At 65.9% G+C, this 21750-nt stretch carries 21 protein-coding genes and 1 pseudogene; 10 read left to right on the top strand and 12 right to left on the bottom strand.

All coding sequences use genetic code 11. The annotated features are described in order from the left end of the window. Positions 1–16 precede the first annotated feature (16 nt). The 4 genes from PKB_RS27425 to PKB_RS27410 form a co-directional block, all read right to left on the bottom strand. Complete coding sequence (locus PKB_RS27425) at positions 17–805, bottom strand: ABC transporter permease (RefSeq protein WP_043256309.1); 789 nt, start codon at positions 803–805, stop codon at positions 17–19. Further along, a complete protein-coding gene (locus PKB_RS27420) occupies positions 802–1716 on the bottom strand; it encodes an ABC transporter permease (protein ID WP_043256308.1) in 915 nt (304 codons plus the stop codon). The genes PKB_RS27425 and PKB_RS27420 overlap by 4 nt, the downstream gene beginning before the upstream one ends. Continuing rightward, positions 1713–2762, bottom strand: a complete 1050-nt coding sequence (locus PKB_RS27415; protein WP_043256306.1) for an ABC transporter ATP-binding protein — start codon at positions 2760–2762, stop codon at positions 1713–1715. The genes PKB_RS27420 and PKB_RS27415 overlap by 4 nt, the downstream gene beginning before the upstream one ends. 274 nt (positions 2763–3036) lie before the next feature. Continuing rightward, complete coding sequence (locus tag PKB_RS27410; RefSeq protein WP_043256299.1) at positions 3037–4053, bottom strand: AraC family transcriptional regulator; 1017 nt, start codon at positions 4051–4053, stop codon at positions 3037–3039. 141 nt (positions 4054–4194) lie between these two features. On the opposite strand from PKB_RS27410, the pseudogene PKB_RS27405 reads away from it, so the two are divergent. Together PKB_RS27405 and PKB_RS27400 are read left to right on the top strand one after the other, a co-directional pair. Further along, positions 4195–5124: pseudogene (locus PKB_RS27405) on the top strand (SdiA-regulated domain-containing protein). A gap of 52 nt (positions 5125–5176) precedes the next feature. Next, a complete protein-coding gene (locus PKB_RS27400) occupies positions 5177–5905 on the top strand; it encodes a CatB-related O-acetyltransferase (RefSeq protein WP_043256296.1) in 729 nt (242 codons plus the stop codon). 8 nt (positions 5906–5913) lie between these two features. Here PKB_RS27400 and PKB_RS27395 read toward each other — a convergent pair whose 3' ends face one another. Then, positions 5914–6246 (bottom strand): YegP family protein, encoded by a 333-nt coding sequence (locus PKB_RS27395; protein WP_043256294.1) that lies wholly within the window; start codon positions 6244–6246, stop codon positions 5914–5916. A 74-nt stretch (positions 6247–6320) separates the two neighbouring features. Next, positions 6321–6992 (bottom strand): ribose-5-phosphate isomerase RpiA, encoded by a 672-nt coding sequence (gene rpiA, locus PKB_RS27390; RefSeq protein WP_043256292.1) that lies wholly within the window; start codon positions 6990–6992, stop codon positions 6321–6323. Between the two features lie 112 nt (positions 6993–7104). On the opposite strand from rpiA, the gene ilvA reads away from it, so the two are divergent. From ilvA to PKB_RS27375, 3 genes are all read left to right on the top strand, one after another. Then, entirely contained in the window at positions 7105–8649 is a 1545-nt protein-coding gene (gene ilvA / locus PKB_RS27385) for a threonine ammonia-lyase, biosynthetic (RefSeq protein WP_277914512.1), read from the top strand. Between the two features lie 124 nt (positions 8650–8773). Further along, on the top strand, positions 8774–9241 hold the full coding sequence (locus tag PKB_RS27380; protein ID WP_043256288.1) for a DUF2269 domain-containing protein: 468 nt from the start codon (positions 8774–8776) through the stop codon (positions 9239–9241). Between the two features lie 31 nt (positions 9242–9272). Further along, positions 9273–9740, top strand: a complete 468-nt coding sequence (locus PKB_RS27375) for a DUF2269 family protein (RefSeq protein WP_043256286.1) — start codon at positions 9273–9275, stop codon at positions 9738–9740. 6 nt (positions 9741–9746) lie between these two features. Here the strand turns inward: PKB_RS27375 and PKB_RS27370 are convergent, their stop codons facing one another. Beyond that, a complete protein-coding gene (locus PKB_RS27370) occupies positions 9747–10406 on the bottom strand; it encodes a histidinol-phosphatase (RefSeq protein WP_043256285.1) in 660 nt (219 codons plus the stop codon). Between the two features lie 144 nt (positions 10407–10550). Between PKB_RS27370 and PKB_RS27365 the strand changes: the two genes are divergently transcribed. The 3 genes from PKB_RS27365 to PKB_RS27355 all read left to right on the top strand — a co-directional run bounded on the left by PKB_RS27365 (position 10551) and on the right by PKB_RS27355 (position 14435). Continuing rightward, positions 10551–11030: an RNA pyrophosphohydrolase gene (locus PKB_RS27365; RefSeq protein WP_043256283.1), complete on the top strand. Its 480-nt coding sequence runs from the start codon at positions 10551–10553 to the stop codon at positions 11028–11030. A 22-nt stretch (positions 11031–11052) separates the two neighbouring features. Continuing rightward, positions 11053–13332 (top strand): phosphoenolpyruvate--protein phosphotransferase, encoded by a 2280-nt coding sequence (gene ptsP, locus PKB_RS27360; RefSeq protein ID WP_043256281.1) that lies wholly within the window; start codon positions 11053–11055, stop codon positions 13330–13332. A gap of 77 nt (positions 13333–13409) precedes the next feature. Further along, positions 13410–14435 (top strand): sensor domain-containing diguanylate cyclase, encoded by a 1026-nt coding sequence (locus PKB_RS27355; protein ID WP_043256279.1) that lies wholly within the window; start codon positions 13410–13412, stop codon positions 14433–14435. Here the strand turns inward: PKB_RS27355 and PKB_RS27350 are convergent. After that, positions 14432–15178 (bottom strand): NRDE family protein, encoded by a 747-nt coding sequence (locus PKB_RS27350; RefSeq protein ID WP_043256278.1) that lies wholly within the window; start codon positions 15176–15178, stop codon positions 14432–14434. The two genes, PKB_RS27355 and PKB_RS27350, sit on opposite strands and share 4 nt — an antisense overlap. 101 nt (positions 15179–15279) lie before the next feature. On the opposite strand from PKB_RS27350, the gene PKB_RS27345 reads away from it, so the two are divergent. Together PKB_RS27345 and lgt are read left to right on the top strand one after the other, a co-directional pair. After that, a complete protein-coding gene (locus PKB_RS27345) occupies positions 15280–16065 on the top strand; it encodes a sulfite exporter TauE/SafE family protein (protein WP_043257861.1) in 786 nt (261 codons plus the stop codon). A gap of 20 nt (positions 16066–16085) precedes the next feature. Further along, complete coding sequence (lgt, locus tag PKB_RS27340) at positions 16086–16919, top strand: prolipoprotein diacylglyceryl transferase (RefSeq protein WP_043256276.1); 834 nt, start codon at positions 16086–16088, stop codon at positions 16917–16919. A gap of 63 nt (positions 16920–16982) precedes the next feature. Here lgt and PKB_RS27335 read toward each other — a convergent pair whose 3' ends face one another. The 4 genes from PKB_RS27335 to PKB_RS27320 form a co-directional block, all read right to left on the bottom strand. Continuing rightward, positions 16983–17429, bottom strand: coding sequence for an NfeD family protein (locus tag PKB_RS27335; RefSeq protein ID WP_043256274.1), 447 nt, complete (start codon positions 17427–17429; stop codon positions 16983–16985). A gap of 4 nt (positions 17430–17433) precedes the next feature. Further along, a complete protein-coding gene (locus tag PKB_RS27330) occupies positions 17434–18366 on the bottom strand; it encodes an SPFH domain-containing protein (RefSeq protein ID WP_043256272.1) in 933 nt (310 codons plus the stop codon). A 117-nt stretch (positions 18367–18483) separates the two neighbouring features. Then, entirely contained in the window at positions 18484–20268 is a 1785-nt protein-coding gene (gene tfpB / locus PKB_RS27325; RefSeq protein WP_043256270.1) for a type IV pilus assembly ATPase TfpB, read from the bottom strand. Positions 20269–20350: 82 nt separating this feature from the next. Next, complete coding sequence (locus tag PKB_RS27320) at positions 20351–21712, bottom strand: CYTH domain-containing protein (RefSeq protein WP_043256268.1); 1362 nt, start codon at positions 21710–21712, stop codon at positions 20351–20353. Positions 21713–21750 lie beyond the last annotated feature (38 nt).

Below are 21750 nucleotides of genomic sequence, written 5' to 3'. Positions count from 1 at the left end.
TTTTTTAGGGAGGCAGTCAACGCCGGCGCTGGCCGACGTAGTACGACAACGCAACGAACGCGATGGAAATTAGAAGAATTATCGAGGAAATGGCATTGATCTTCGGTGATATCCCCATGCGGATGGAGCTGAAGATATACACCGGCAGGGTGGTGGCCCCGGCGCCGGCGACGAAGTAGGTGATGACGAAGTCGTCCATCGAGATGATGAACGCCAGCATCGCCCCCGAAAGGATGCCGGGCATCAGCAGCGGGCAGGTCACCTTCCAGAAGGCCTTCCACGGCGAGGCGTAGAGGTCGGCGGCGGCCTCCGCCAGGCGCGGGTCCATGCCCTCCAGGCGGGCGCGGATCGGCAGGTAGGCGAAGGGGATGCAGAACACCACGTGGGCCAGCAGGATGGTGAACAGCGACAGCTTCAGGCCGATGAAGGCGAAGAACATCAGCGTGGCCACCGCGGTAACGATCTCAGGCACCAGCAGCGGCAGGCCGATCACCCCGTTCATCAGGCTCTGGCCACGGAAGGCGCGGCCGCGCATGCCCAGCGCCGCCAGGGTGGCGAGCGCCGTGGAGAACAGCGTGGCGAGGCTGGCGACGATCAGCGAGTTCTTCGCCGCGCGGACGATCTCCGGATCGTTGGCCACCACGGCGTACCACTTGAAGCTGAAGCTTTCCCAGAGGGTCGCCGACTGGCCGCTGTTGAAGCTCAGCACCACCAGCACCAGGATCGGCACATACAGGAAGGCGAAGAACAGCCAGGCGGCCGGCCGCACGCCGGCGAAGCGCCAGAGCGGATTGAGCGAATTCATGGATGACCTCCGGCGGCGCCCTGCTTGAAGCGGAGGCTGTAGATCAGCATCGCGATCAGCACGAAGGCGAGCAGGGCGAAGGACAGCGCCGCGCCGAACGGCCAGTTGTGCGCCGTGCCGAACTGCAGCTGGATGAGGTTGCCGATCATCAGCGACTTACCGCCGCCAAGCAGCTCGGGAATGATGTAGTTGCCCAGGGCCGGGATGAACACCAGGATGCAGCCGGCGACCACGCCGGGCATCGACAGCGGGATGATGATCCGCCGCAGGGCCTTCCAGCGGTTGGCGCCGAGGTCGAAGGCAGCCTCTACCAGGCGCCAGTCCATCTTCTCCAGGCTGGTGTAGATCGGCAGCACCATGAACGGCAGGAAGGTGTAGAGCAGGCCGATGATCACCGCGTTATCGGTGTACAGCAGGCCGATGGCCGCGTCGGTGAAGCCCAGCTTGTGCAGGCCTTCGTCGATCAGGCCGCCATTGCGCAGCAGCAGGATCCAGGCGTACACGCGCACCAGCAGGTTGGTCCAGAACGGCACCGTGACCAGGAACAGCAGCATGTTGCGCCGGCGTTCGTCCTGCAGCGCCAGGTACAGCGCGGTGGGGAATCCGATCAGCAGGCAACCGATGGTCGTCATCAGCGACAGCCAGAAGGAGCGCTGGAAGATACCCAGGTAGTCGGTGTTGAACACCAGGGCGTCATCGAGATCGCGTTCCCAGAGGAAGTTGATGTAGGCCTCGATGGTGTGCTGGCCCCACTTCACGCCGCCGTAGTCGCCCGGTGCCTGGACCGACACGGCGAACATGATGCCCAGCGGCAGCACCAGGAACACCAGGAGGATGATCATCGCCGGGGACGTCAGCGCCAGCCGGGCGCGCAGGCTCTTGCGCTCGGCTTGCTGGCGCAGCGTCGTCATTCGGCCAGTACCCGGATGGCGTTGCCGGGAACCCGCACACGGACCCGCGAGCCGGGTGCGTGCGGCGTATGGGCGCCATCGCGGTTCTGCTGGCGCACGCGGAAGCCGCCGGTGCCAGCGATGTTCAGGTGGTAAACGGTGTCGGTGCCGACGTAGACGATGTTCTCCACCACCCCTTCCAGCTCGCCGTCATGGGCCAGCTCGGTGCGCTCCGGGCGTACCGCGAGGGTCACCTTGCCTGGTAGCGTGGTGCTGGCGGACAGCACCTGGCCGTCGGCCAGTTGGACGCCATTGGGGTGCGCGGTGCCTTCGAGGAAGTTGGTTTCGCCGATGAAGTCGGCCACCCAGCGGTTGACCGGGGTTTCGTAGATTTCGGTCGGACTGCCGATCTGCAGGACCTTGCCCTTGCTCATCACCGCGATGCGGTCGGACATGGTCAGGGCTTCTTCCTGGTCGTGGGTGACGAAGATGAAGGTGATGCCGGTTTCGTGCTGCAGGCGCTTGAGCTCGATCTGCATCTCCTTGCGCAGCTTCAGGTCCAGCGCCGAGAGCGATTCGTCGAGCAGCAGCACCTTGGGTCGGCTGGCCAGCGCGCGGGCCAGGGCGATGCGCTGTTGCTGGCCGCCGGAAAGCTGGTCGGCGCGCCGCGAGCCGACTTCTGGCAGGCGTACCAGCTCGAGCATGGCCTTGACTGTGGCGTCGATCTCGCTCTTCGGCTTGCCCTGCATTTCCAGGCCGAAACCGATGTTCTGCGCGACCGTCATGTGCGGGAACAGGGCATAGCTCTGGAAGACGGTGTTGACCGGGCGGCGGAAGGGCGGGAGACCCTGCATTTCTTCGCCGTAGAGGCGGATGCTGCCGGAGGTGGGTTGTTCGAAGCCGGCGATGAGCCGCAGAAGGGTGGTCTTGCCGCAGCCCGACGGGCCGAGGAGGGTGAAGAACTCGTTGGCGCGGATGTCCAGGGACACGTCGTCCAGGGCCTTGAGGCCTTGGCCGGGGGTACCGAATTCCATGCCGATTCGCTCAATCGCAATCGCGCTGGTCATTCTTCAATACCATGCAGTTAAGCAGTTGTTATTGTTGAGGTTTTGCAGTTTCTGCGACCGCTTCACCTAGCTGCGACCTGATAATGGCCCGGCAATTCGTGGGGGCAGAACGATAGAACAGGCCAATAAGGGATAAATGAGGCCAAGTTGTCGGGCCATTTCGATTGGCCTTGTCTGAAATGGATGCGCTCGATGTAGGAGTGGACCTTGTCCACGATAGCTGAAGCATCCGGCGCGATTCGCGGATGAGATCCGCTCCTACGGTCGCGCCGGGCTAGCCCCGGTACAGGCTCGGGCTGTAGCCGCTCCAGCGCTGGAAGGCATGGCGGAAGCTGGCGGTTTCGCTGTAGCCGAGCTGTTCGGCGATCAGGTAGATCGGCAGGTCGGTGTCCTTGAGCAGTTGCCGGGCCTTGTCGTAGCGCACCTCGTCCAGCACCTGTTGGTAGCTGGTGTTGTGCTGCTGCAGGTGGCGGCGCAGGGTGCGGCTGGAGCGGTGCAGGTGACGTGCGACGGCATCCAGGCTTCGGCACTCCTGCAGGTGGCTGGCCAGGTGGCGGCGAATCAGTTCGAGCACGTCTCCGCGATTGCTCAGCTCGGCGCTCTGGCGTTGGCATTGTTGCAGGCCGTTGTGGCAGCTCACGGGGTCGGCCAGCGGTAGGGGCCGGTCGAGTAGCGCCGGGCCGAAGCACAGGGCGCTGGTCGGGGCGCCGAACTCCACCGGGCAGCCGAGACGCTCGGCGTAGGTGTGGGCGTGTAGCGGGGGACGGTAGGCCAGCAGCAGTCGGCGCGGGCGCACCGACTCGCCGAGCAGGTCGCGCACCACGGTAAGCAGCGAGGTCAGGCACAGCTCGGTGTTGAATACCGTCAGTTCCGGGGCGTAGCGATAGCCTTCGGCGCTCAGCCAGACCTCGTCGCCATGGTCCTGCAAGGCCAGGCGGAAGTAGGTGCCGAGCAGGTCCGGGTAGGCCAGCGCCAGTTGCAGCGCATCGCGCAGGGTGCGGCTGGCGAGCATGCTGTAACCGAGGATGCCGTACGCCGAGACGTGCATGCGCAGGCCCAGGTATAGCCCCAGCGACGGGTCCCGGTAGTACTGCAGGGCATTGGCGAAGACCCGCAGCTCCTGGGCGTGGGTGACAAGCTTCTCCGCGGTGCGTAGATCCGCTTCGGCGATGCCGCTGCCCTCCAGCAGCAGATCGCGGGGAATCCCGGCCTGGCTGAGGACTTCGGTGGCCAGCACCACGGTGTGCAGGGTGGTCAGGGTACGCTGTTCGGGAAGCTGGGCGGTGGCCATCGATATCCCTCGTGTCGAATGGCGGTCGGTAAGCGGGGCGCTAGCCTGAATCTAGCCCGGAAAACGAGCGCTGCATGCCGATTAAGCCAGGATTCAGAGGCGCTGTGCTATCACGGCTGCCCTTTCTCGATTGGACTGCCGATGCTTCGCCATTTCACTCCGCGCCGTCTGCTGGCGCTCCTGCTGATTCTGCTGCTGGCTGCGGCTTTGGTCGGCCAGCACTTCCGCCTCTTCGAGCGCGCCTAGTTCGCTGTGCGCGAGTGGCAGCATGAAGAGCACTGGCGCGGACGTTCGGTGTGGCTGCCGGACTATCGCGTGGTGGTCGAGGCGCAGCCCATCGCCGGGCTCGACGATGATGTTTCCGCGCTGACCTACGATCCGCAGCGCCACAGCCTGTTCACCGTGACCAACCAGCCGGCGCAGATCATCGAGCTGTCGCTGGACGGCCGCCTGCTGCGCAAGATCGTCCTGCACGGCTTCGGCGATACCGAAGCGATCGAATACATCGCGCCGGGCCGCTACGTGTTGAGCGACGAGCGCCGCCAGCGCCTGTTCGAGGTGCAGCTCGACGATGCGACCCGCGAGCTGGATGCCAGCCAGGCGCAGCAGCTGTCCCTGGGGATCGGCCAGATGGGCAACAAGGGCTTCGAGGGCCTGGCCTACGACGCCAAGGGCAAACGCCTGTTCGTCGCCCAGGAGCGCGACCCGCTGCGCATCCTGGAGATCCATGGCTTCCCGCAGGCATCGACCGACCAGCCGTTCGCCGTGCATGTGCTGGGTGACCCCGAGCGCGACAGCCGGTTGTTCGTCCGCGATCTTTCCAGCCTGCAGTACGACGCGGGCAGCGGCCACTTGCTGGCGCTGTCGGACGAATCGCGCCTGGTGCTGGAGCTGGACGTCGATGGCAAGCCGATCAGCAGCCTGTCGCTGCTGCGCGACAGGCAAGGGTTGCAGCGCAGCGTGCCGCAGGCCGAGGGGGTGGCCATGGACGGGGAAGGCACGCTGTACCTGGTCAGCGAGCCCAACCTGTTCTACGTGTTCCGCAAATCGACTGGTTTGGCGGGCCAATAGCATTGGCATTACAGTAGCGCCGCCCACGGAGTGTCGATTCGCGGGAGCAACTATGAACATCATCAGGGAAGTCCAGATCAACCGCCGCTTGAAAAAGGCCCTCGATCACCACCAATGCCGCCTCTCCGGTGGCATCAAATCACTGCGTGACGGCGCGCAACTGACGCTGGAACCGGGCGTCAAGATTGGCAAGGCCAAGATTTATGCTCCGACCCTGGAGGTCGGCGCCTACACGGATGTGGTCAGCGGTTGCGAGTTCCTCGATGTCGCACGCATCGGCCGGTACTGCTCGATCGCCACGGGGGTGGTGATCGGTCAGGGACGTCACTCTCATCCAATGGATTGGCTGACCACCCACAATTTTCCAAGTAATCCGAAACTGCTCCGGCGGCCGACGAAGCGTCATGCGCCACTAATCCCGACCGTGATCGGGAACGACGTTTGGATCGGTCGTGACGTGCTGATTCTCGATGGCGTGACGGTGGGGACCGGTTCGGTGATTGGCGCTCAATCGCTGGTGAACAAGGACGTGCCGCCCTACGCCATCGTTGCCGGGTCGCCGGCGCGGGTGATCCGCTATCGCTTTTCGCCGGAGGTCATCGAGCGCCTGTTGGCCAGTCGCTGGTGGGAACTACCACTGGATGCACTGGGCGAGTTGCTGCTGGACGACCCCGAGGCCTGCCTGGATGCGCTGGAGCGGCAAGGGCCGCCGCCCCAGTTGAACCCGCAAAAGCTTCAGGTCCGTTCCAAACCCTGGGGAGTGGAGCTGTTGCCCACTTAGGCAGTCACTCAGCTGTCGTCACTGATTCCGGCATCGGGCGCGTAGCGCTTCACCGAGGCGACGCCGTTCTCGGCGCTGGCTCGGCTGCCGTACATCTGGCTCTGACCGACGACTTGGCCGTTGGTGGCCTTGAGCACGAAGTAATGCTTGCCGTTGCTGGCTTCCTTCAGCTCGAAGGCGCCTTCGCGCTGCGAGTTGCGGCGTACCGACTCGATGCCCTCGATGGCCGAGGTCTTGGCCTTGTACAGCTCGCTGCTGATGACGACTTCGCCATTGCTGGCGTGCAGGTTGAAGTGGAACTGGCCATCGCTGGCCTTCTTCAGGTGGTATTTCGCGGCCATGGCTGCCTCTCCGACGCAGGACGCTGAGTCCTAAGCCTAGCCGCTGGCGGGCGCCCGTCCATGGGCGCGCACGATCAGGCCTTGAGGGTCTTCACGCCGTCGGCGGTGCCGAGCAGCAGCAGGTCGGCCGGGCGCGCGGCGAACAGGCCGACGGTGACCACGCCGACGATGTTGTTGATGCGCTCTTCCAGGGCTACCGCGCTTTCGATGCGCAGGTTATGCACGTCGAGGATGATGTTGCCGTTGTCGGTCAGCACGCCGTCACGGTAGACCGGGTCGCCGCCCAGCTTCACCAGCTCGCGGGCCACATGGCTGCGGGCCATGGGGATGACTTCGACCGGCAGCGGGAAGGCGCCGAGCATGGGCACCAGCTTGCTGGCGTCGGCGATGCAGATGAACTGCTTGGCCACGGCCGCGACGATCTTCTCGCGGGTCAGCGCAGCGCCGCCGCCCTTGATCAGTTCCAGGCGCTCGTTGCTCTCGTCGGCACCGTCGACGTAGAACTCCAGCTCGCTGACGGTGTTCAGGTCGTAGACCGGGATGCCGTGGCCTTTGAGGCGCTGGGCGGTGGCTTCGGAGCTGGCCACGGCGCCATCGAACTCGGCCTTGTGCTTGGCCAGCAGGTCGATGAAGAAGTTGGCGGTGGAGCCGGTGCCGACCCCGACGATGCTCTTGCTGTCGAGGTGCGGGAGGATGTGGTCGACGGCGGCCTGGGCCACGGCCTGCTTGAGCTGGTCCTGGTTCATGGTGCGGGGTATCCGGCAAAGGGAATGGCAGAGGCGCGAATTATAGCGGCGCTGCCCGCCGAATGTGGATTCGGCGCGCCAGGCGCGCGCCGACTGGAGTAGACTCCGGGCTTTGTGCCCGGTCCCAGCGAAGCCCGCCCCGATGCTCGAACAGTACGTCAAGAAGATCCTCACCTCGCGCGTCTACGACGTTGCGGTGGAAACGCCCCTGCAAGCCGCCCGCCAGCTCTCCGAGCGCCTGGGCAACCAGGTCCTGCTCAAGCGCGAGGACCTGCAGCCGGTGTTCTCCTTCAAGATCCGCGGCGCCTACAACAAGCTGGCGCAGCTGACTGCCGAGGAGCTGGCGCGCGGCGTGGTCACCGCTTCGGCCGGCAACCATGCCCAGGGCGTGGCCCTGGCGGCGCGCGAGCTGGGCGTGAAGGCGACCATCGTGATGCCGCGCACCACGCCGGAGCTGAAGGTCCAGGGCGTGCGCGCCCGCGGCGGCAAGGCAGTACTGCACGGCGATGCCTTCCCCGAGGCGCTGGCGCACTCGCTGAAGCTGGTGGAAGAGAAGGGCTACGTCTACATCCACCCCTACGACGATCCGGACGTGATCGCCGGCCAGGGCGCCGTGGCCATGGAAATCCTCCGCCAGCACCCGGGCCGCCTGGATGCCATCTTCGTGCCGGTTGGCGGCGGCGGGCTGATCGCCGGCATCGCCGCATACGTGAAGTACCTGCGCCCCGAGATCAAGGTGATCGGCGTCGAGCCGGACGATTCCAACTGCCTGCAGGCCGCCATGGCCGCCGGCGAGCGCGTGGTGCTGAACCAGGTCGGGCTGTTCGCCGATGGCGTGGCAGTCGCGCAGATCGGCAAGCACACCTTCGATATCTGCAAGGACTACGTCGACGAGGTGATCACCGTCAGTACCGACGAGATCTGTGCGGCAATCAAGGATATCTACGACGATACCCGCTCGATCACCGAACCTGCTGGTGCGCTGGCCGTTGCGGGCATCAAGAGGTACGTCGAGCGCGAAGGTTCGAAGGGCCAGACCCTGGTGGCCATCGATTCGGGCGCCAACATCAACTTCGACCGCCTGCGCCACGTCGCCGAGCGCGCCGAGCTGGGCGAGAAGCGCGAAGCCATCATCGCCGTGACCATCCCGGAGCGTCCGGGCAGCTTCAAGGCGTTCTGCGAGGCCATCGGCAAGCGCCAGATCACCGAGTTCAACTACCGCTACAACACCGACCAGGAAGCGCACATCTTCGTCGGTGTGCAGACCCACCCGGACAACGACCCGCGCGCGGTGCTGGTGGAGCAACTGCGTGGCCAGGGCTTCCCTGTGCTCGACCTGACCGACAACGAACTGGCCAAGCTGCACATCCGCCACATGGTCGGCGGCCATTCGCCACGCGTCAGCGACGAGCAGGTGTTCCGCTTCGAGTTCCCCGAACGCCCCGGTGCGCTGTTCAACTTCCTCAACAAGCTCGGCGGGCGCTGGAACATCACCATGTTCCACTACCGCAACCACGGCGCCGCCGACGGTCGCGTGGTCGCCGGCCTGCAGGTGCCGGCGGAAGAGCGCCACCTGGTGGCGGCGGCGCTGGAAGAGATCGGCTACCCGTACTGGGACGAAAGCGACAATCCGGCCTACAAGCTGTTCCTCGGCTAACGGCCGTAATCGCTGGGTTGCGCTTGGCAAATGCCACCCCGTCATCCCCGCGAATGCGGGGACCCAGCGACAAAGCGCGCTGCTAGGCTGAAGTAACAGCCCGATACACGACAGGGAAGCCCATATGGAAACCTACCAGACCCTCAAGATTCTCCACGGCGCGGCCGTGGCCGTTCCGCTGCTGGCCATGGTCGGCCTCGCCTGGTACGGCTGGCGCAGTTGGCGCGGTGGGGATGCCGGCGTACTGGCCAAGGCGCTGCTGCGCATCGGCCTGGCCGCCTGGCTGTTGGTCGCCGGCAGTGTGGTCAGCCTGCCCGTCACGGGGTGGCAGATGGTGCATCGCGCCGGCTTCCCGCTGGGCCAGACCTGGCTTCTGGCCAGTGCCTGCCTGCTGATCCTGATGACGATCTTCTGGCTGCTGTTCACCAGTCGCCTATGGCGCATTCGCGCCCTGGCGGTCAGCGCCCGTGACAGCGGAGAGCCGCTGGCCGAGCGAGCATCCCGCGAGCTGCGCTTCGGCACTGTCTTCCTGGCGCTGGCCCTGGTGAGCCTGTTCACCATCCTCTGGCTGATGCTCGCCAAGCCGCTCTAGGTGCGGCCGGCGCAATGGCGATGGAGCGCCGATGAGTCCCTACCTGCTGCTCAAGACCCTGCATATCCTTTCCGCGACCCTGCTGTTCGGCACCGGCCTGGGCTCGGCCTACTACGCGTGGCGCGCCTGGCGTAGCGGCAACCTGCAGGCGATCGCCGTGACTTTCCGCCATCTGGTGACGGCCGACTGGCTGTTCATCGCCACCAGCGCCGTATTCCAGCCGCTCAGTGGCCTGGCCATGGCGCGCATCGCCGGCTGGCCGCTGGACCAGGGCTGGGTGCTGGGGAGCCTGGGGCTGTACGTGTTCGCCGGGCTCTGTTGGCTGCCGGTGGTGTGGCTGCAGATCCGCGTGCGCGACATGGCGGAAGTGGCTTGGGCGACGGACAGCGTGCTGCCGCCGCAAGCCTTCCTTTATATGCGCTGGTGGTTTGCGCTCGGCTGGCCAGCGTTCCTGGCCTTCCTCGCGATCTACTGGCTGATGGTCAACAAGTCGTTTTGAGGCGACTCAGCCGCGCAGACTGAGCACCGGCCAGCCACGGCTCTCGGCGGTGGCGCGGAGGACGTCGTCCGGATCGACGGCCACCGGGTTGGCCACGGCTTCGAGCAGCGGTAGGTCGTTGCGCGAGTCGCTGTAGAAGTAACTGTCTTCCAGGTTCATGCCGGTTTCTTCGAGCCAGCGTTGCAGGCGCGTCACCTTGCCGCCCTGAAAGCACGGCACGTCGAAGGTCTTGCCGGTGTAGTGGCCGCCGATCATCTCGCACTCGGTCGCGATCAGCGTCTCCACGCCCAGGCGCGCGGCGATCGGGCCGGTGACGAAGCGATTGGTGGCGGTGATGATCACCAGCCGGTCGCCGGCCGCCCGGTGCTCGGCCAGCAGGGCTTCGCCCTTGGGCAGGATGATCGGCTCGATGACTTCTTCCATGAACTGCTGGTGCCAGGCAGCCAGTTGCTCATGCGAGGTGCGCGCGAGGATGGCCTGGGTAAACGCCTGGTAGGCGAAGACGTCGAGCGTGCCGGCCTGGTAGTCGGCGTAGAAGGCGTCGTTGCGCGCCTGGTACTCGTCGGCGTCGACGAAACCGCGCTGGCACAGCCACTCGCCCCAGCTGTGATCGCTATCGCCGGCCAGAAGGGTGTTGTCGAGATCGAAAAGGGCCAGACGCGCCATGATTCACCGTTAACTGCAGTCGCGGAAAAGTCGCCTAGAGTAACGGCTTTTACCCGGCCTGCACATGTCGCCGCGCCTCGCGTTGCCGCTGTCACAGGCTTTGTGGAACAATGCGGGCACACGCGTTTTCGAGGATGTCCCGCCGTGATCGATCCCGATGGTTTTCGCCCTAATGTCGGCATCATCCTCTCCAACGAGGCCGGACAGGTGCTGTGGGCGCGGCGCATCAACCAGGACGCCTGGCAGTTCCCGCAAGGTGGTATCAATGCCCGGGAAACCCCGGAAGAAGCGCTGTTCCGCGAGCTGAACGAAGAGATCGGCCTGGAAGAGCAGGATGTGAAGATCCTCGCCTGCACCCGCGGTTGGCTACGCTATCGCCTGCCGCAGCGCCTGGTGCGCACCAACAGCCAGCCGCTGTGCATCGGGCAGAAGCAGAAATGGTTCCTGCTGCGCCTGACCGGCGACGAGCAGCGGGTGCGCATGGATGTCACCGGCAAGCCAGAGTTCGATGGTTGGCGCTGGGTGAGTTACTGGTACCCGCTCGGCCAGGTAGTGACCTTCAAGCGCGAGGTCTACCGACGGGCGCTGAAGGAATTGGCGCCGCGTCTGCTGGCGCGGGACTGAACACGGAGATAAGGCCCTGAGCATGCTCAACACGCTGCGCAAGATCGTCCAGGAAGTGAACGCCGCCAAGGATCTCAAGGCGGCGCTGGGCATCATCGTGTTGCGCGTCAGGGAAGCCATGGGCACCCAGGTGTGTTCGGTCTACCTGCTCGACGCCGACACCAACCGCTTCGTCCTGATGGCCACCGAAGGCCTGAACAAGCGCTCCATCGGCAAGGTCAGCATGGCGCCGAACGAAGGCCTGGTCGGCCTGGTCGGTACCCGCGAAGAGCCGCTGAACCTGGAGAACGCCTCCGAGCACCCGCGCTACCGCTACTTCGCCGAAACCGGTGAGGAGCGCTACGCCTCCTTCCTCGGCGCACCGATCATCCACCACCGTCGCGTCATGGGCGTGCTCGTGGTGCAGCAAAAAGACAAACGCCAGTTCGACGAGGGCGAGGAAGCCTTCCTCGTCACCATGAGCGCGCAGCTCGCGGGCGTTATCGCACACGCCGAAGCCACCGGTTCGATCCGTGGCCTGGGCAAGCTCGGCAAGGGCATCCAGGAAGCCAAGTTCGTCGGCGTACCCGGCGCACCCGGCGTTGCCGTGGGCAAGGCCGTGGTGGTGCTGCCGCCGGCGGACCTCGAAGTGGTCCCGGACAAGAGCATCGACGACGTCGAGGCCGAGATCGAGCTGTTCAAGCAGGCCCTGGAATCGGTGCGCGAAGACATGCGCAACCTCTCCAGCAAGCTCGCCACCCAGCTGCGTAAAGAAGAGCGCGCGCTGTTCGACGTCTACCTGATGATGCTCGACGACGCCTCCATCGGCCAGGAAGTGAAGCGCATCATCCGCAACGGCCAGTGGGCCCAGGGCGCCCTGCGCCAGGTGGTGATGGAGCACGTCGCGCGCTTCGAACTGATGGACGACGCCTACCTGCGCGAGCGTGCCTCCGACGTCAAGGATATCGGCCGCCGCATCCTCGCGTATCTCCAGGAAGAGCGTCAGCAGACCCTGACGTACCCGGACCAGACCATCATCGTCAGCGAGGAACTTTCTCCGGCGATGCTCGGCGAGGTGCCCGAGGGCAAGCTGGTCGGCCTGATCTCGGTACTCGGTTCGGGCAACTCGCACGTCGCCATCCTCGCCCGCGCCATGGGCATCCCGACGGTGATGGGCGCGGTCGACCTGCCGTATTCCAAGGTCGACGGCATCGACCTGATCGTCGACGGCTACCACGGCGAGATCTACACCAACCCGTCGCCGCAGCTGGTCAAGCAGTACGGCGAAGTGGTCGCCGAAGAGAAGGAACTGAGCAAGGGCCTGGCCGCGCTGCGCGAGCTGCCCTGCGAGACCCTCGACGGCCACCGCATGCCGCTGTGGGTGAACACCGGCCTGCTGGCCGATGTGGCGCGCGCCCAGGAGCGCGGCGCCGAAGGGGTCGGTCTGTACCGCACGGAAGTGCCGTTCATGATCAACGACCGCTTCCCCAGCGAAAAGGAGCAGCTGGCGATCTACCGCGAGCAGCTCTCGGCCTTCCACCCGCTGCCGGTGACCATGCGCACCCTCGACATCGGCGGCGACAAGGCACTGTCCTACTTCCCGATCAAGGAAGAGAACCCGTTCCTCGGCTGGCGCGGCATCCGCGTCACCCTCGACCACCCGGAAATCTTCCTGGTGCAGACCCGCGCCATGCTCAAGGCCAGCGAGGGCCTGAACAACCTGCGCATCCTGCTGCCGATGATCTCGGGAACCCACGAGCTTGAAGAGGCGCTGCACCTGATCCACCGCGCCTGGGGCGAGATCCGCGACGAAGGCGTGGACATCCCCATGCCGCCGATCGGGATGATGGTGGAAATTCCCGCGGCGGTGTACCAGACCCGCGAGCTGGCGCGCCAGGTGGACTTCCTCTCGGTCGGCTCCAACGACCTGACCCAGTACCTGTTGGCGGTCGACCGCAACAACCCGCGCGTCGCCGACCTCTACGACTACCTGCACCCGGCGGTTCTGCAGGCGTTGAAGAAGGTGGTCGACGACGCCCACACCGAAGGCAAGCCAGTGAGCATCTGCGGTGAGATGGCCGGCGACCCGGCGGCTGCCGTGCTGCTCATGGCCATGGGCTTCGACTCGCTGTCGATGAACGCCACCAACCTGCCGAAGGTGAAATGGCTCTTGCGCCAGATCACCCTGAGCAAGGCCCGCGAGCTGCTCGGGCAGCTGATGACTTTCGACAATCCGCAGGTTATCCACAGCTCCCTGCACCTGGCCCTGCGCAACCTGGGTCTTGGCCGGGTAATCAATCCGGCGGCGACCATCCAGGGCTGAGCCCCCCCAGGTCGCGCCGTCCCGGAGCTGCGTCGTCCCGGGAGCCAACGTAGGACCGGCATGTCCGGACGAGGCTTATGGACGAGCAGCAACTCCCCGCGGCGGATGCCCGCGACGGTATCGAGAAGACCCTTCGCTATGCCCTGGAAGTCGTCAGCGACGGCATCTGGGACTGGGACATCGCCAGCAATCACGTCAAGCGCAGTCCGGGCTGGTACCGCATGCTCGGCTACCCGCTGGACGGCCTGCCGGAGGATGTCGACACCTGGCACTCGGTGATCCACCCGGACGACTTCGAGCGCGTCATGCAGGGGTTCCAGGCCTACATCGAAGGCCGCCATCCAACCTACGCCGCGGAGTACCGCTGCCGCTGCCTGGACGGCGAATACCTGTGGATAAGCGATCATGGGCGATTCGTCGAGTTCGATGGGCAGGGGCAGGCAACGCGCATGATCGGCGCCCATCGCAACATCCATGAGCGCAAGCTTGTCGAGCTGGAGCTTCAGCAGCGCAACGAAGAGCTGCACGAACTCAATCGTAACCTTGAGCAACTGGTGGAGCAGCGTACCGAGGCCCTGCGTCGGGCCAACCTGGCGTTGGCCGAGCAGGCTGCGGAGGCTCTGCGCCTGAGCGAGACGGACCCGCTCACGCAGATATTCAACCGACGCCGCTTCGAAAGCAGCTTGCAGCACGAGTGGCTGCACTTCCAGCGCCACGGCCACGACGTCAGTCTGCTGATGTTCGACCTCGATCACTTCAAACGCATCAACGACAGTCACGGCCACCCGGTGGGCGACCGCGTCCTGGTCGCGGTGGCGAAAGGAGTGCGCAACAGCCTGCGCGATGGCGATTGCTTCGCCCGCTGGGGTGGAGAGGAGTTCATCGTGCTGTTGCCGGACACGCCGCTAGCCGCCAGCCACGCGTTGGCGGAGCGCCTGCGCCGATGCATCGGCGAGGTGGGCGCCGGACTGGAGCATGCGCTGACTGCCAGTTTCGCGCTGGCCACCCTTCGCTGCGGGGAGTCGCTGGAAGACTTGCTACGGCGGTTGGACGACGCGCTCTATCGCGCCAAGCAACGGCGCGATTGCATCGAGCTCTGCTAGGCGCTTACTTCGATGTCGCCCAGGCGCGCGCCATGGGGACCAAAGCTGCGTTCGAGGAACTCCCGGCGCCCATCGGCATGGACCCGCAGCACGCTGCTGGCGCGGGTGCCGTAGTTCGGGCTGGCGATGAACACGCTGGACAGCAGGCGTTCGGTGGCGATGCCGACGCCGGTTTCCGGCAGCTGTTCGTCCTGGGGCTTCTGGGTATCGGCGAGCAGTTCCAGCAGGCTGTGCGGGTCGGCGGCGTCGAGGCGTTCGGCCAGCGCGGCGCGAGCGCGCTCCAGCTTCGGCCAGGGCGTATCCAGCGCGGCATTGGACACGCCGTGCAGGCCGGGCGGCAGCAAGCGTGGTGCGCCAGTGCGCGGGTTGAAGTAGCAGAGCTGGCGGGCATCGCCGACCAGCAAGTTGAAGCCTGAGTAGTCGGAAGCGCGCGAGCGGACCCGCTCCAGATAGTCGAAGGGCGACTCCCGGCCGCGCAGGAAGCCGGCCACCAACTCGCCGCGCGAACGGGGGCCGAGCGGTTGATCCGGGTCGCGGACGTTGGTCAGCGCGGCGAAGCGACCGTCCGGGCCGATGCCCAGCCAAGTGCCGCCGGCTTCCAGGTCGCGCCCGGCGAAGACCCCGGGCGCATCCTCCCAGGCCGCGAGCGGCAGGGTGGGGCGGGCATAGAATTCGTCACGATTGGCCGCGACTATGAGGGGCATGGCGTGGCCGGGGCGCCAGGCGAGCACGATCAGGCACATGGGAAACTCCTGGTGGTTCGCGCAGTCTATCAAGCCCTCAGGCGTGCTGGAGCCCCCGGGTGGCTTCCGCTACCATGCCGCTTTTCCGATCCGAGGTGACCATGGAGTTCCTCCTCTACCTGGTGCTGGGCGCCTGCGCCGGGGTACTGGCCGGCCTGTTCGGCGTCGGTGGCGGCCTGATCATCGTCCCGGCCCTGGTCTTCAGCTTCACCGCCCACGGTTTTTCCGTCGACGTACTCACGCAGATGGCGGTGGGCACTTCGCTGGCGACCATCGTTTTCACTTCGATCAATTCCATTCGCGAACACCATCGTCGCGGCGCGGTGCGCTGGCCGGTGTTCGTCTGGATGACAGTCGGGATCATCGTCGGCAGTGCCCTGGGCGCGCTGACCGCATCGGCCATCAAGGGCCCGGTGCTGCAGAAGATCATCGGCAGCTTCGCCGTGCTGATCTCTTTCCAGATGGCCCTGGACCTCAAGCCCAAGGGTGGCCACGAGCTGCCAGGCAAGGCCGGTCTTGGCACGGCCGGTGGTTTCATTGGCTGGGCCTCGGCGATCTTCGGCATTGGCGGCGGATCGCTGACCGTGCCCTTCCTGTCCTGGCGCGGTTTGCCCATGCAGCAGGCCGTGGCGACCTCCTCGGCCTGCGGGCTGCCGATTGCCATCGCCGGCGCGATTTCCTTCATCGTGGTCGGCTGGCACAAGCCGTTGCTGCCGGAATGGAGCTTCGGCTTCGTCTACCTGCCGGCGCTGGTCGGCATTGCCGTGACCAGCATGTTCTTCGCCCGCATCGGTGCGCGCCTTGCGCACCGGCTGCCGGCCAAGGTGCTCAAGCGCCTGTTCGCCTTGCTGATGTTCTGCGTCGGCATGAGCTTCCTGCTCAAATGATTCGTCCCTAGGAGAAAGCGATGCTGCCTTATCCACAGATCGACCCCGTCGCGGTGTCGCTCGGCCCCCTGAAGATCCACTGGTACGGCCTGATGTACCTGATCGGCATCGGCGGTGCCTGGCTGCTCGCCTCGCGCCGACTGGACCGTTTCGATCCGACCTGGACCAAGGAGAAGCTTTCCGACCTGGTGTTCTGGGTCGCCTGCGGTGTCGTCCTCGGCGGGCGCATCGGTTACGTGCTGTTCTACAAGCCGGACTTCTATCTGAGCAATCCGCTGAACCTGTTCAAGGTCTGGGAGGGCGGCATGTCCTTCCACGGCGGGTTGCTCGGGGTGATGCTGGCGACCTGGTGGTTCGGCAAGCGCAACGGCAAGAGCTTCTTCCAGCTGATGGACTTCATTGCGCCGCTGGTGCCGATCGGCCTGGGTGCCGGGCGTATCGGCAACTTCATCAACGCCGAACTGTGGGGCAAGCCGACCGACGTGCCCTGGGCGATGATCTTCCCGCCGTACAGCGACCCCGCACAGCTGCCGCGCCACCCGTCGCAGCTCTACGAGTTCGCCCTGGAAGGTATCGCGCTGTTCATCATCCTCTGGCTGTTCTCGCGCAAACCGCGCCCGACCGCCTCGGTGTCCGGCCTGTTCATCCTCTGCTACGGCTGCTTCCGCTTCTTCGTCGAGTTCTTCCGCCTGCCGGACGCCGACCAGGGTGCCGGCGGCAATGGTGGTCCGGGCTACATCGCCTGGGACTGGCTGACCATGGGCCAGTTGCTCTGCGTGCCGATGATCCTCGGCGGCATCGCGCTGATGGTCTGGGCCTACCGCCGCGCGGCGGCCAAGCCACTGGCCAACTGAGCCCGCAGCCGCATGAAAAAGCCCGCCGAATGGCGTTTTTTTTTGTGGGCGCTGCGTAGGAGCTCAGGCCGGCTCGACCAGCAGCAGCACGCCGTCCTGTCCGGTGACCTTCACCTGGGCGCCGGCCGGCAGGTCGGGGCCACTGACCAGCCACAGGCTGTCGCCGACGCGGACCTTGCCGCGCCCGCCGACTATTGCGTCGTGCAGCGCGAACTGCCGGCCGATCAGCTCGCTGCCGCGTCGGTTCAGGCCGCTGGCCGCGGCATTGGCGCCGGGACGGTGCTGGTAGCGCCACCAGAACACCACGGTGAGCAGGGAGAGGATGCCGAAGGCGAGGAACTGCCAGGTCCAGTCCATGGCCGGGATGAGGAAGGTGAGTACGCCGGTTGCCGCGGCAGCCACGCCGACCCAGAGCAGATAGCCGCCGGCGCCAAACACTTCGAGGATCAGCAGCAGGGTGCCGAAGGCCAGCCAGTCCCAGAAGCTCAGGTGCTGCAGGTATTCCCACATGGCCTCAACTCCGCTTGGCGCCGGAGGCGTCGCCGAAGGTGGCCTTGACGATCTCGCCAATGCCGCCCACCGCGCCGATCACCTGGCTGGCTTCCAGCGGCATCAGGACGATCTTGCTGTTGTTCGAGGCGGCCAACTGGCCCAGGGCGTCGACGTACTTCTGCGCGACGAAGTAGTTCACCGCCTGCACGTTGCCGGTGGCGATGGCCTCGGAGACCACGCGGGTCGCCTTGGCTTCCGCCTCGGCCTGGCGTTCACGGGCTTCGGATTCGAGGAAGGCCGACTGGCGCAGGCCTTCGGCTTCGAGGATCTGCGCCTGCTTCTTGCCTTCGGCGGTGAGGATTTCCGCTGCGCGGCGGCCTTCTGCTTCGAGGATCTGCGCACGCTTCAGGCGCTCGGCCTTCATCTGGCTGGCCATGGCTTCGACCAGGTCGGCCGGCGGGCTGATGTCCTTGATCTCGATGCGGGTGACCTTCAGGCCCCAGGGCGCGGTGGCCTCGTCGACGGTGCGCAGCAGGCGCTCGTTGATCGCGTCGCGCTGGCTGAGCATGTGGTCCAGCTCCATGGAGCCGAGCACGGTGCGGATGTTGGTCATCACCAGGTTGCGCACGGCGTTCTCCAGGCCGCTGACCTCATAGGCCGCGCGTGCTGCGTCGACCACCTGGAAGAAGCACACGGCGTCGATCTGCACGATGGCGTTGTCGGCGCTGATCGCCTCCTGCGGCGGTATATCCAGCACGCGCTCCATCATGTTGATCTTCTGCCCTATGCGGTCCATCACCGGGACGATGATGTTCAGCCCCGGCTTCAGCGTGCCGGTGTAGCGGCCGAAGCGCTCGACCGTCCACTCGTTGCCCTGCGGTACCACCTTGAAGCCCATGAACACGATCGCCACCGCGAGGATGACAAAGAGGATCAGGACACTGCCGGTTTCCATGTAGCGCACTCCTTGGTCGAAATACTTCCTGTGGGGCTCTGCTGGATTCCCGCGTGCGCGGGAAAGACGGTGCTTGCGTCGTCGTCCCCGCGAACGCGGGGATCCAGCAGACCGACGTTATTTCTGCTCGCTCTGCGGCGTGACCCGCAGCACTTCCTCGATAGTGGTGAGGCCGGCCGCGACCTTCTGCGCGCCGGACAGGCGCAGGCTGCGCATGCCTTCCTTGAACGCCTGGCGGCGCAGCTGGATGAGGTCGGTGTCGGGAGTGATGAACTGCTTCAGGTTGTCGGTCAGCAGCATGATCTCGTAGACCCCGGCGCGTCCGCGGTAGCCGGTGTCGCGGCATTCCAGGCAGCCCACCTGCTGGTGCGCGCCGGTTGGCAGCGGGGCATTCCACGGGCGGGTCAGTTCCTGCCAGTCGGACTCTTCCAGCGCCATCGGCGCCTTGCAGTGCGGGCACAGCGTACGCACCAGGCGCTGGGCCATGACGCCGAGCACGGTGGCGCGGATCAGGTAGTAGGGCACGCCCAGCTCCAGCAGGCGGGTGATGGCCGTGGGCGAGTCGTTGGTGTGCAGGGTGGAGAGCACCAGGTGGCCGGTCAGCGCCGCCTGGATCGCCATCTCGGCGGTTTCCAGGTCGCGGATCTCGCCGACCATGATGATGTCCGGGTCCTGCCGCAGCAGGGCGCGCACGCCGCTGGCGAAGCTCAGGTCGATGTTGTGCTGCACCTGCATCTGGTTGAACGAGGGCTCGATCATCTCGATCGGATCCTCGATGGTGCAGACGTTCACCTCGTCCGTGGCCAGCTGCTTGAGCGTGGTGTAGAGCGTGGTGGTCTTGCCCGAGCCGGTCGGCCCGGTGACCAGGATGATGCCGTTGGGCTGTTTGGTCATGCTCTGCCAGCGGCGCATGTCGTCGGGCGAGAAGCCGAGCTGGTCGAAGGTCTTGAGCAGCACTTCGGGGTCGAAGATCCGCATCACCATCTTCTCGCCGAAGGCGGTGGGCAGGGTCGACAGGCGCAGTTCGACCTCGGCGCCGTCCGGGGTCTTGGTCTTCACCCGGCCGTCCTGCGGCTTGCGCTTCTCGGCGACGTTCATGCGGCCGAGGCTCTTCAGGCGGCTGACCACCGCCATCGTCACCTGCGGCGGGAACTGGTAGACGTTGTGCAGCACGCCGTCGATGCGGAAGCGCACGGTGCCCTGTTCACGGCGCGGCTCGATGTGGATATCGCTGGCGCGCTGCTGGAAGGCGTACTGGAACAGCCAGTCGACGATGGTGACGATGTGCGCGTCGTTGGCATCGGGTTCCTGGTCGTTGGCGCCGAGCTTGAGCAACTGCTCGAAGTTGCCGACGCCGCTGATCTTCATGTCCTGCGCCGAGGCGCCGCTGACCGACTTGGCCAGGCGGTAGAACTCGGTGGTGAAGCGCTGGATGTCCTGCGGGTTGCACACCACGCGCTTGATCGGGCGCTTGAGCACGTGGGTGAGGTTGCTCTCCCAGCTGTGCACGAAGGGTTGCGCGCTGGCGATGGTGACGCTGTCAGGCGCCACCGCCACGGCGAGGATCTTGTGGCGCTGGGCGAAGGCGTAGGACATCAGCGGGGTGACCGCGGCGACGTCGATTTTCAGCGGGTCGATGCGCAGGTAGGGCTGGCCGGAGTATTCGGCCAGCCAGTGGACGAGCTGGTCCAGGTCCAGGTGTCGACCGGGGTGGCGCAGGTCCGGGACCTGCTGTGCGGCAAGGAATTCCAGGGGGTGCTGCTGGTTCTTCACCGCGCTGCGACGGATCGCCAGGCATTGCTCGGCATCGGCCTGCGCGATGCGCCCCTGGGCAACCAGCTCGTGGAGGATATCGGCCAGATCCAGCCAACGGTCCTGGGCTGGCGATGCGAACACGGACATGCGGACTCCCTGCGTTGAATGTGCCGCGGACGGCTGCGGGTGGAACGGTTCTGAGTCCTCCCCGCGCCGCCGGGTTCCCAGCTTATTTCAAAAGCGCCTTCCAGGGCTTGAGAGCCAGCACAGTATGGGCCTGGGCCGCCAGGGCATCCAGCGTCTCGGGGTCGCGCTGCTGGATCATCTGCTGCAGCTTCACCAGCTCGCCATAGAGACGGTCGACCTCGGCCAGCAGCAGGACGTCGCGCGCCTGGCGCAGCCAGACCAGCATGCGTTGCAGGCGCGGCAGGTGGTCGACGAGCAGCATCGGGTCCTGCTGGGCGCGCGACAGCGGCAGGCCTTCGGCTTCCTCGGCCAGTTGGCGCGGCAGCCATTTGCCCAGCGCCGCAGCGCCCTGGCGGTTGCCGCGCTCGTTGCGGCCTTCGGTCCAGGCGCGCTTGAGCAGCCAGAGCGAGGCGTTGAGCGAGAACAGGCCCCAGCGGGTTTGCGCGAGCTCGGCGCGGAAGGCTTCCGGCGCCTGCTGGCGGACGCTTTCGTCGGTTTCGCCTTGCTCAAGGCGCGGGCTCCAGTCGGCGATCAGCGCGTCCAGGGCTTCGCGCAACTCGCGGGAGCTGGCGCGCGGCACCACCTGGCCGAGGCTGCCGAGCAGCGCGCGCAGGTCGACCAGTTGTTGCAGCCAGTCCTGCAGGAGGCGCCAGTGGCCGTTGTAGCGGTATTGCTCGGCGAGGCGCTGGCTGTTGCCCAGCAGGGCCCAGGCGATGCCGGCGAAGGCGCCGTCGAGCGGGGTTTCCGCCAGCAGCTTCTGGGTATCGGCCTGCACCGAATAGCTGGCCGGGTCGTACAGCCGGTAGCCGCGCTCGGCCTTGCTGATGTCGCAGGGCATCAGCGGCAGGTCGGCGGCCAGTTCGGCGGCGAGCTCCAGCAGCGTTTCGGGTTCGCCCTGGCGCAGTTCGAGCTCCAGCTCGCAGATTTCCTCTTCCTGCTCACCGGCGATCACCTTGCCGAGGTCGAGGGCGGCTTCCACCACGACCTTGGCCTTGCCGCGGCCCCAGGCGATTTCCGCGCGCTGGCGGTTGAAGTCGGTGGTGAAGATCGGCGCCAGCTGCTTCTTGTCGAGGTCGGCCAGCGCCGCCGGCCAGCATTGGTCGTCGAGCTTCTTCAGGTCCAGCTTGGCCTTGTCCAGGTACCAGTCCCACTCGTTGCGCTCGGACAGCCCGGCCACGCTGTGGCCGCGGCTCTTCAGGGTCTGGATGTACTGCTCGCCATCGCGGCGCAGGCGCAGCGCGACACGGGCGCGCGCGAGGTCGCGGGCCGGGGTGTCGTAGTACTGGTTGAACAGTTCGCTCTGCTGCCAGCCGGACTTGTTGCGCTTCTTCAGCAGCGGATGGTCGCGCAGCGCGTCGAGGGTTTCGCGGCTGACGCGCAGCTTGATTTCGGTTTCTTTCTGCATGACGGGTTCCGGGTCGGGGGCGGCTGCCGCCCTGGAAG

It is taken from the genome of Pseudomonas knackmussii B13 (genome assembly GCF_000689415.1).
In the GTDB taxonomy this organism is placed as follows: Bacteria; Pseudomonadota; Gammaproteobacteria; order Pseudomonadales; family Pseudomonadaceae; genus Pseudomonas; species Pseudomonas knackmussii.
Note: the sequence above shows the minus strand (reverse complement) of the source record. Positions and strands in the feature narration are given on the sequence as shown.

Bases quoted from the DNA above. Each gene is read 5' to 3' on its own strand.
- PKB_RS27425 (WP_043256309.1), bottom strand. From the start codon at position 805: ATGAATTCGCTCAATCCGCTCTGGCGCTTCGCCGGCGTGCGGCCGGCC.
- PKB_RS27420 (WP_043256308.1), bottom strand. From the start codon at position 1,716: ATGACGACGCTGCGCCAGCAAGCCGAGCGCAAGAGCCTGCGCGCCCGG.
- PKB_RS27415 (WP_043256306.1), bottom strand. From the start codon at position 2,762: ATGACCAGCGCGATTGCGATTGAGCGAATCGGCATGGAATTCGGTACC.
- PKB_RS27410 (WP_043256299.1), bottom strand. From the start codon at position 4,053: ATGGCCACCGCCCAGCTTCCCGAACAGCGTACCCTGACCACCCTGCAC.
- PKB_RS27400 (WP_043256296.1), top strand. From the start codon at position 5,177: ATGAACATCATCAGGGAAGTCCAGATCAACCGCCGCTTGAAAAAGGCC.
- PKB_RS27395 (WP_043256294.1), bottom strand. From the start codon at position 6,246: ATGGCCGCGAAATACCACCTGAAGAAGGCCAGCGATGGCCAGTTCCAC.
- rpiA (WP_043256292.1), bottom strand. From the start codon at position 6,992: ATGAACCAGGACCAGCTCAAGCAGGCCGTGGCCCAGGCCGCCGTCGAC.
- PKB_RS27380 (WP_043256288.1), top strand. From the start codon at position 8,774: ATGGAAACCTACCAGACCCTCAAGATTCTCCACGGCGCGGCCGTGGCC.
- PKB_RS27375 (WP_043256286.1), top strand. From the start codon at position 9,273: ATGAGTCCCTACCTGCTGCTCAAGACCCTGCATATCCTTTCCGCGACC.
- PKB_RS27370 (WP_043256285.1), bottom strand. From the start codon at position 10,406: ATGGCGCGTCTGGCCCTTTTCGATCTCGACAACACCCTTCTGGCCGGC.
- ptsP (WP_043256281.1), top strand. From the start codon at position 11,053: ATGCTCAACACGCTGCGCAAGATCGTCCAGGAAGTGAACGCCGCCAAG.
- PKB_RS27355 (WP_043256279.1), top strand. From the start codon at position 13,410: ATGGACGAGCAGCAACTCCCCGCGGCGGATGCCCGCGACGGTATCGAG.
- PKB_RS27350 (WP_043256278.1), bottom strand. From the start codon at position 15,178: ATGTGCCTGATCGTGCTCGCCTGGCGCCCCGGCCACGCCATGCCCCTC.
- PKB_RS27345 (WP_043257861.1), top strand. From the start codon at position 15,280: ATGGAGTTCCTCCTCTACCTGGTGCTGGGCGCCTGCGCCGGGGTACTG.
- lgt (WP_043256276.1), top strand. From the start codon at position 16,086: ATGCTGCCTTATCCACAGATCGACCCCGTCGCGGTGTCGCTCGGCCCC.
- PKB_RS27335 (WP_043256274.1), bottom strand. From the start codon at position 17,429: ATGTGGGAATACCTGCAGCACCTGAGCTTCTGGGACTGGCTGGCCTTC.
- PKB_RS27330 (WP_043256272.1), bottom strand. From the start codon at position 18,366: ATGGAAACCGGCAGTGTCCTGATCCTCTTTGTCATCCTCGCGGTGGCG.
- tfpB (WP_043256270.1), bottom strand. From the start codon at position 20,268: ATGTCCGTGTTCGCATCGCCAGCCCAGGACCGTTGGCTGGATCTGGCC.
- PKB_RS27320 (WP_043256268.1), bottom strand. From the start codon at position 21,712: ATGCAGAAAGAAACCGAAATCAAGCTGCGCGTCAGCCGCGAAACCCTC.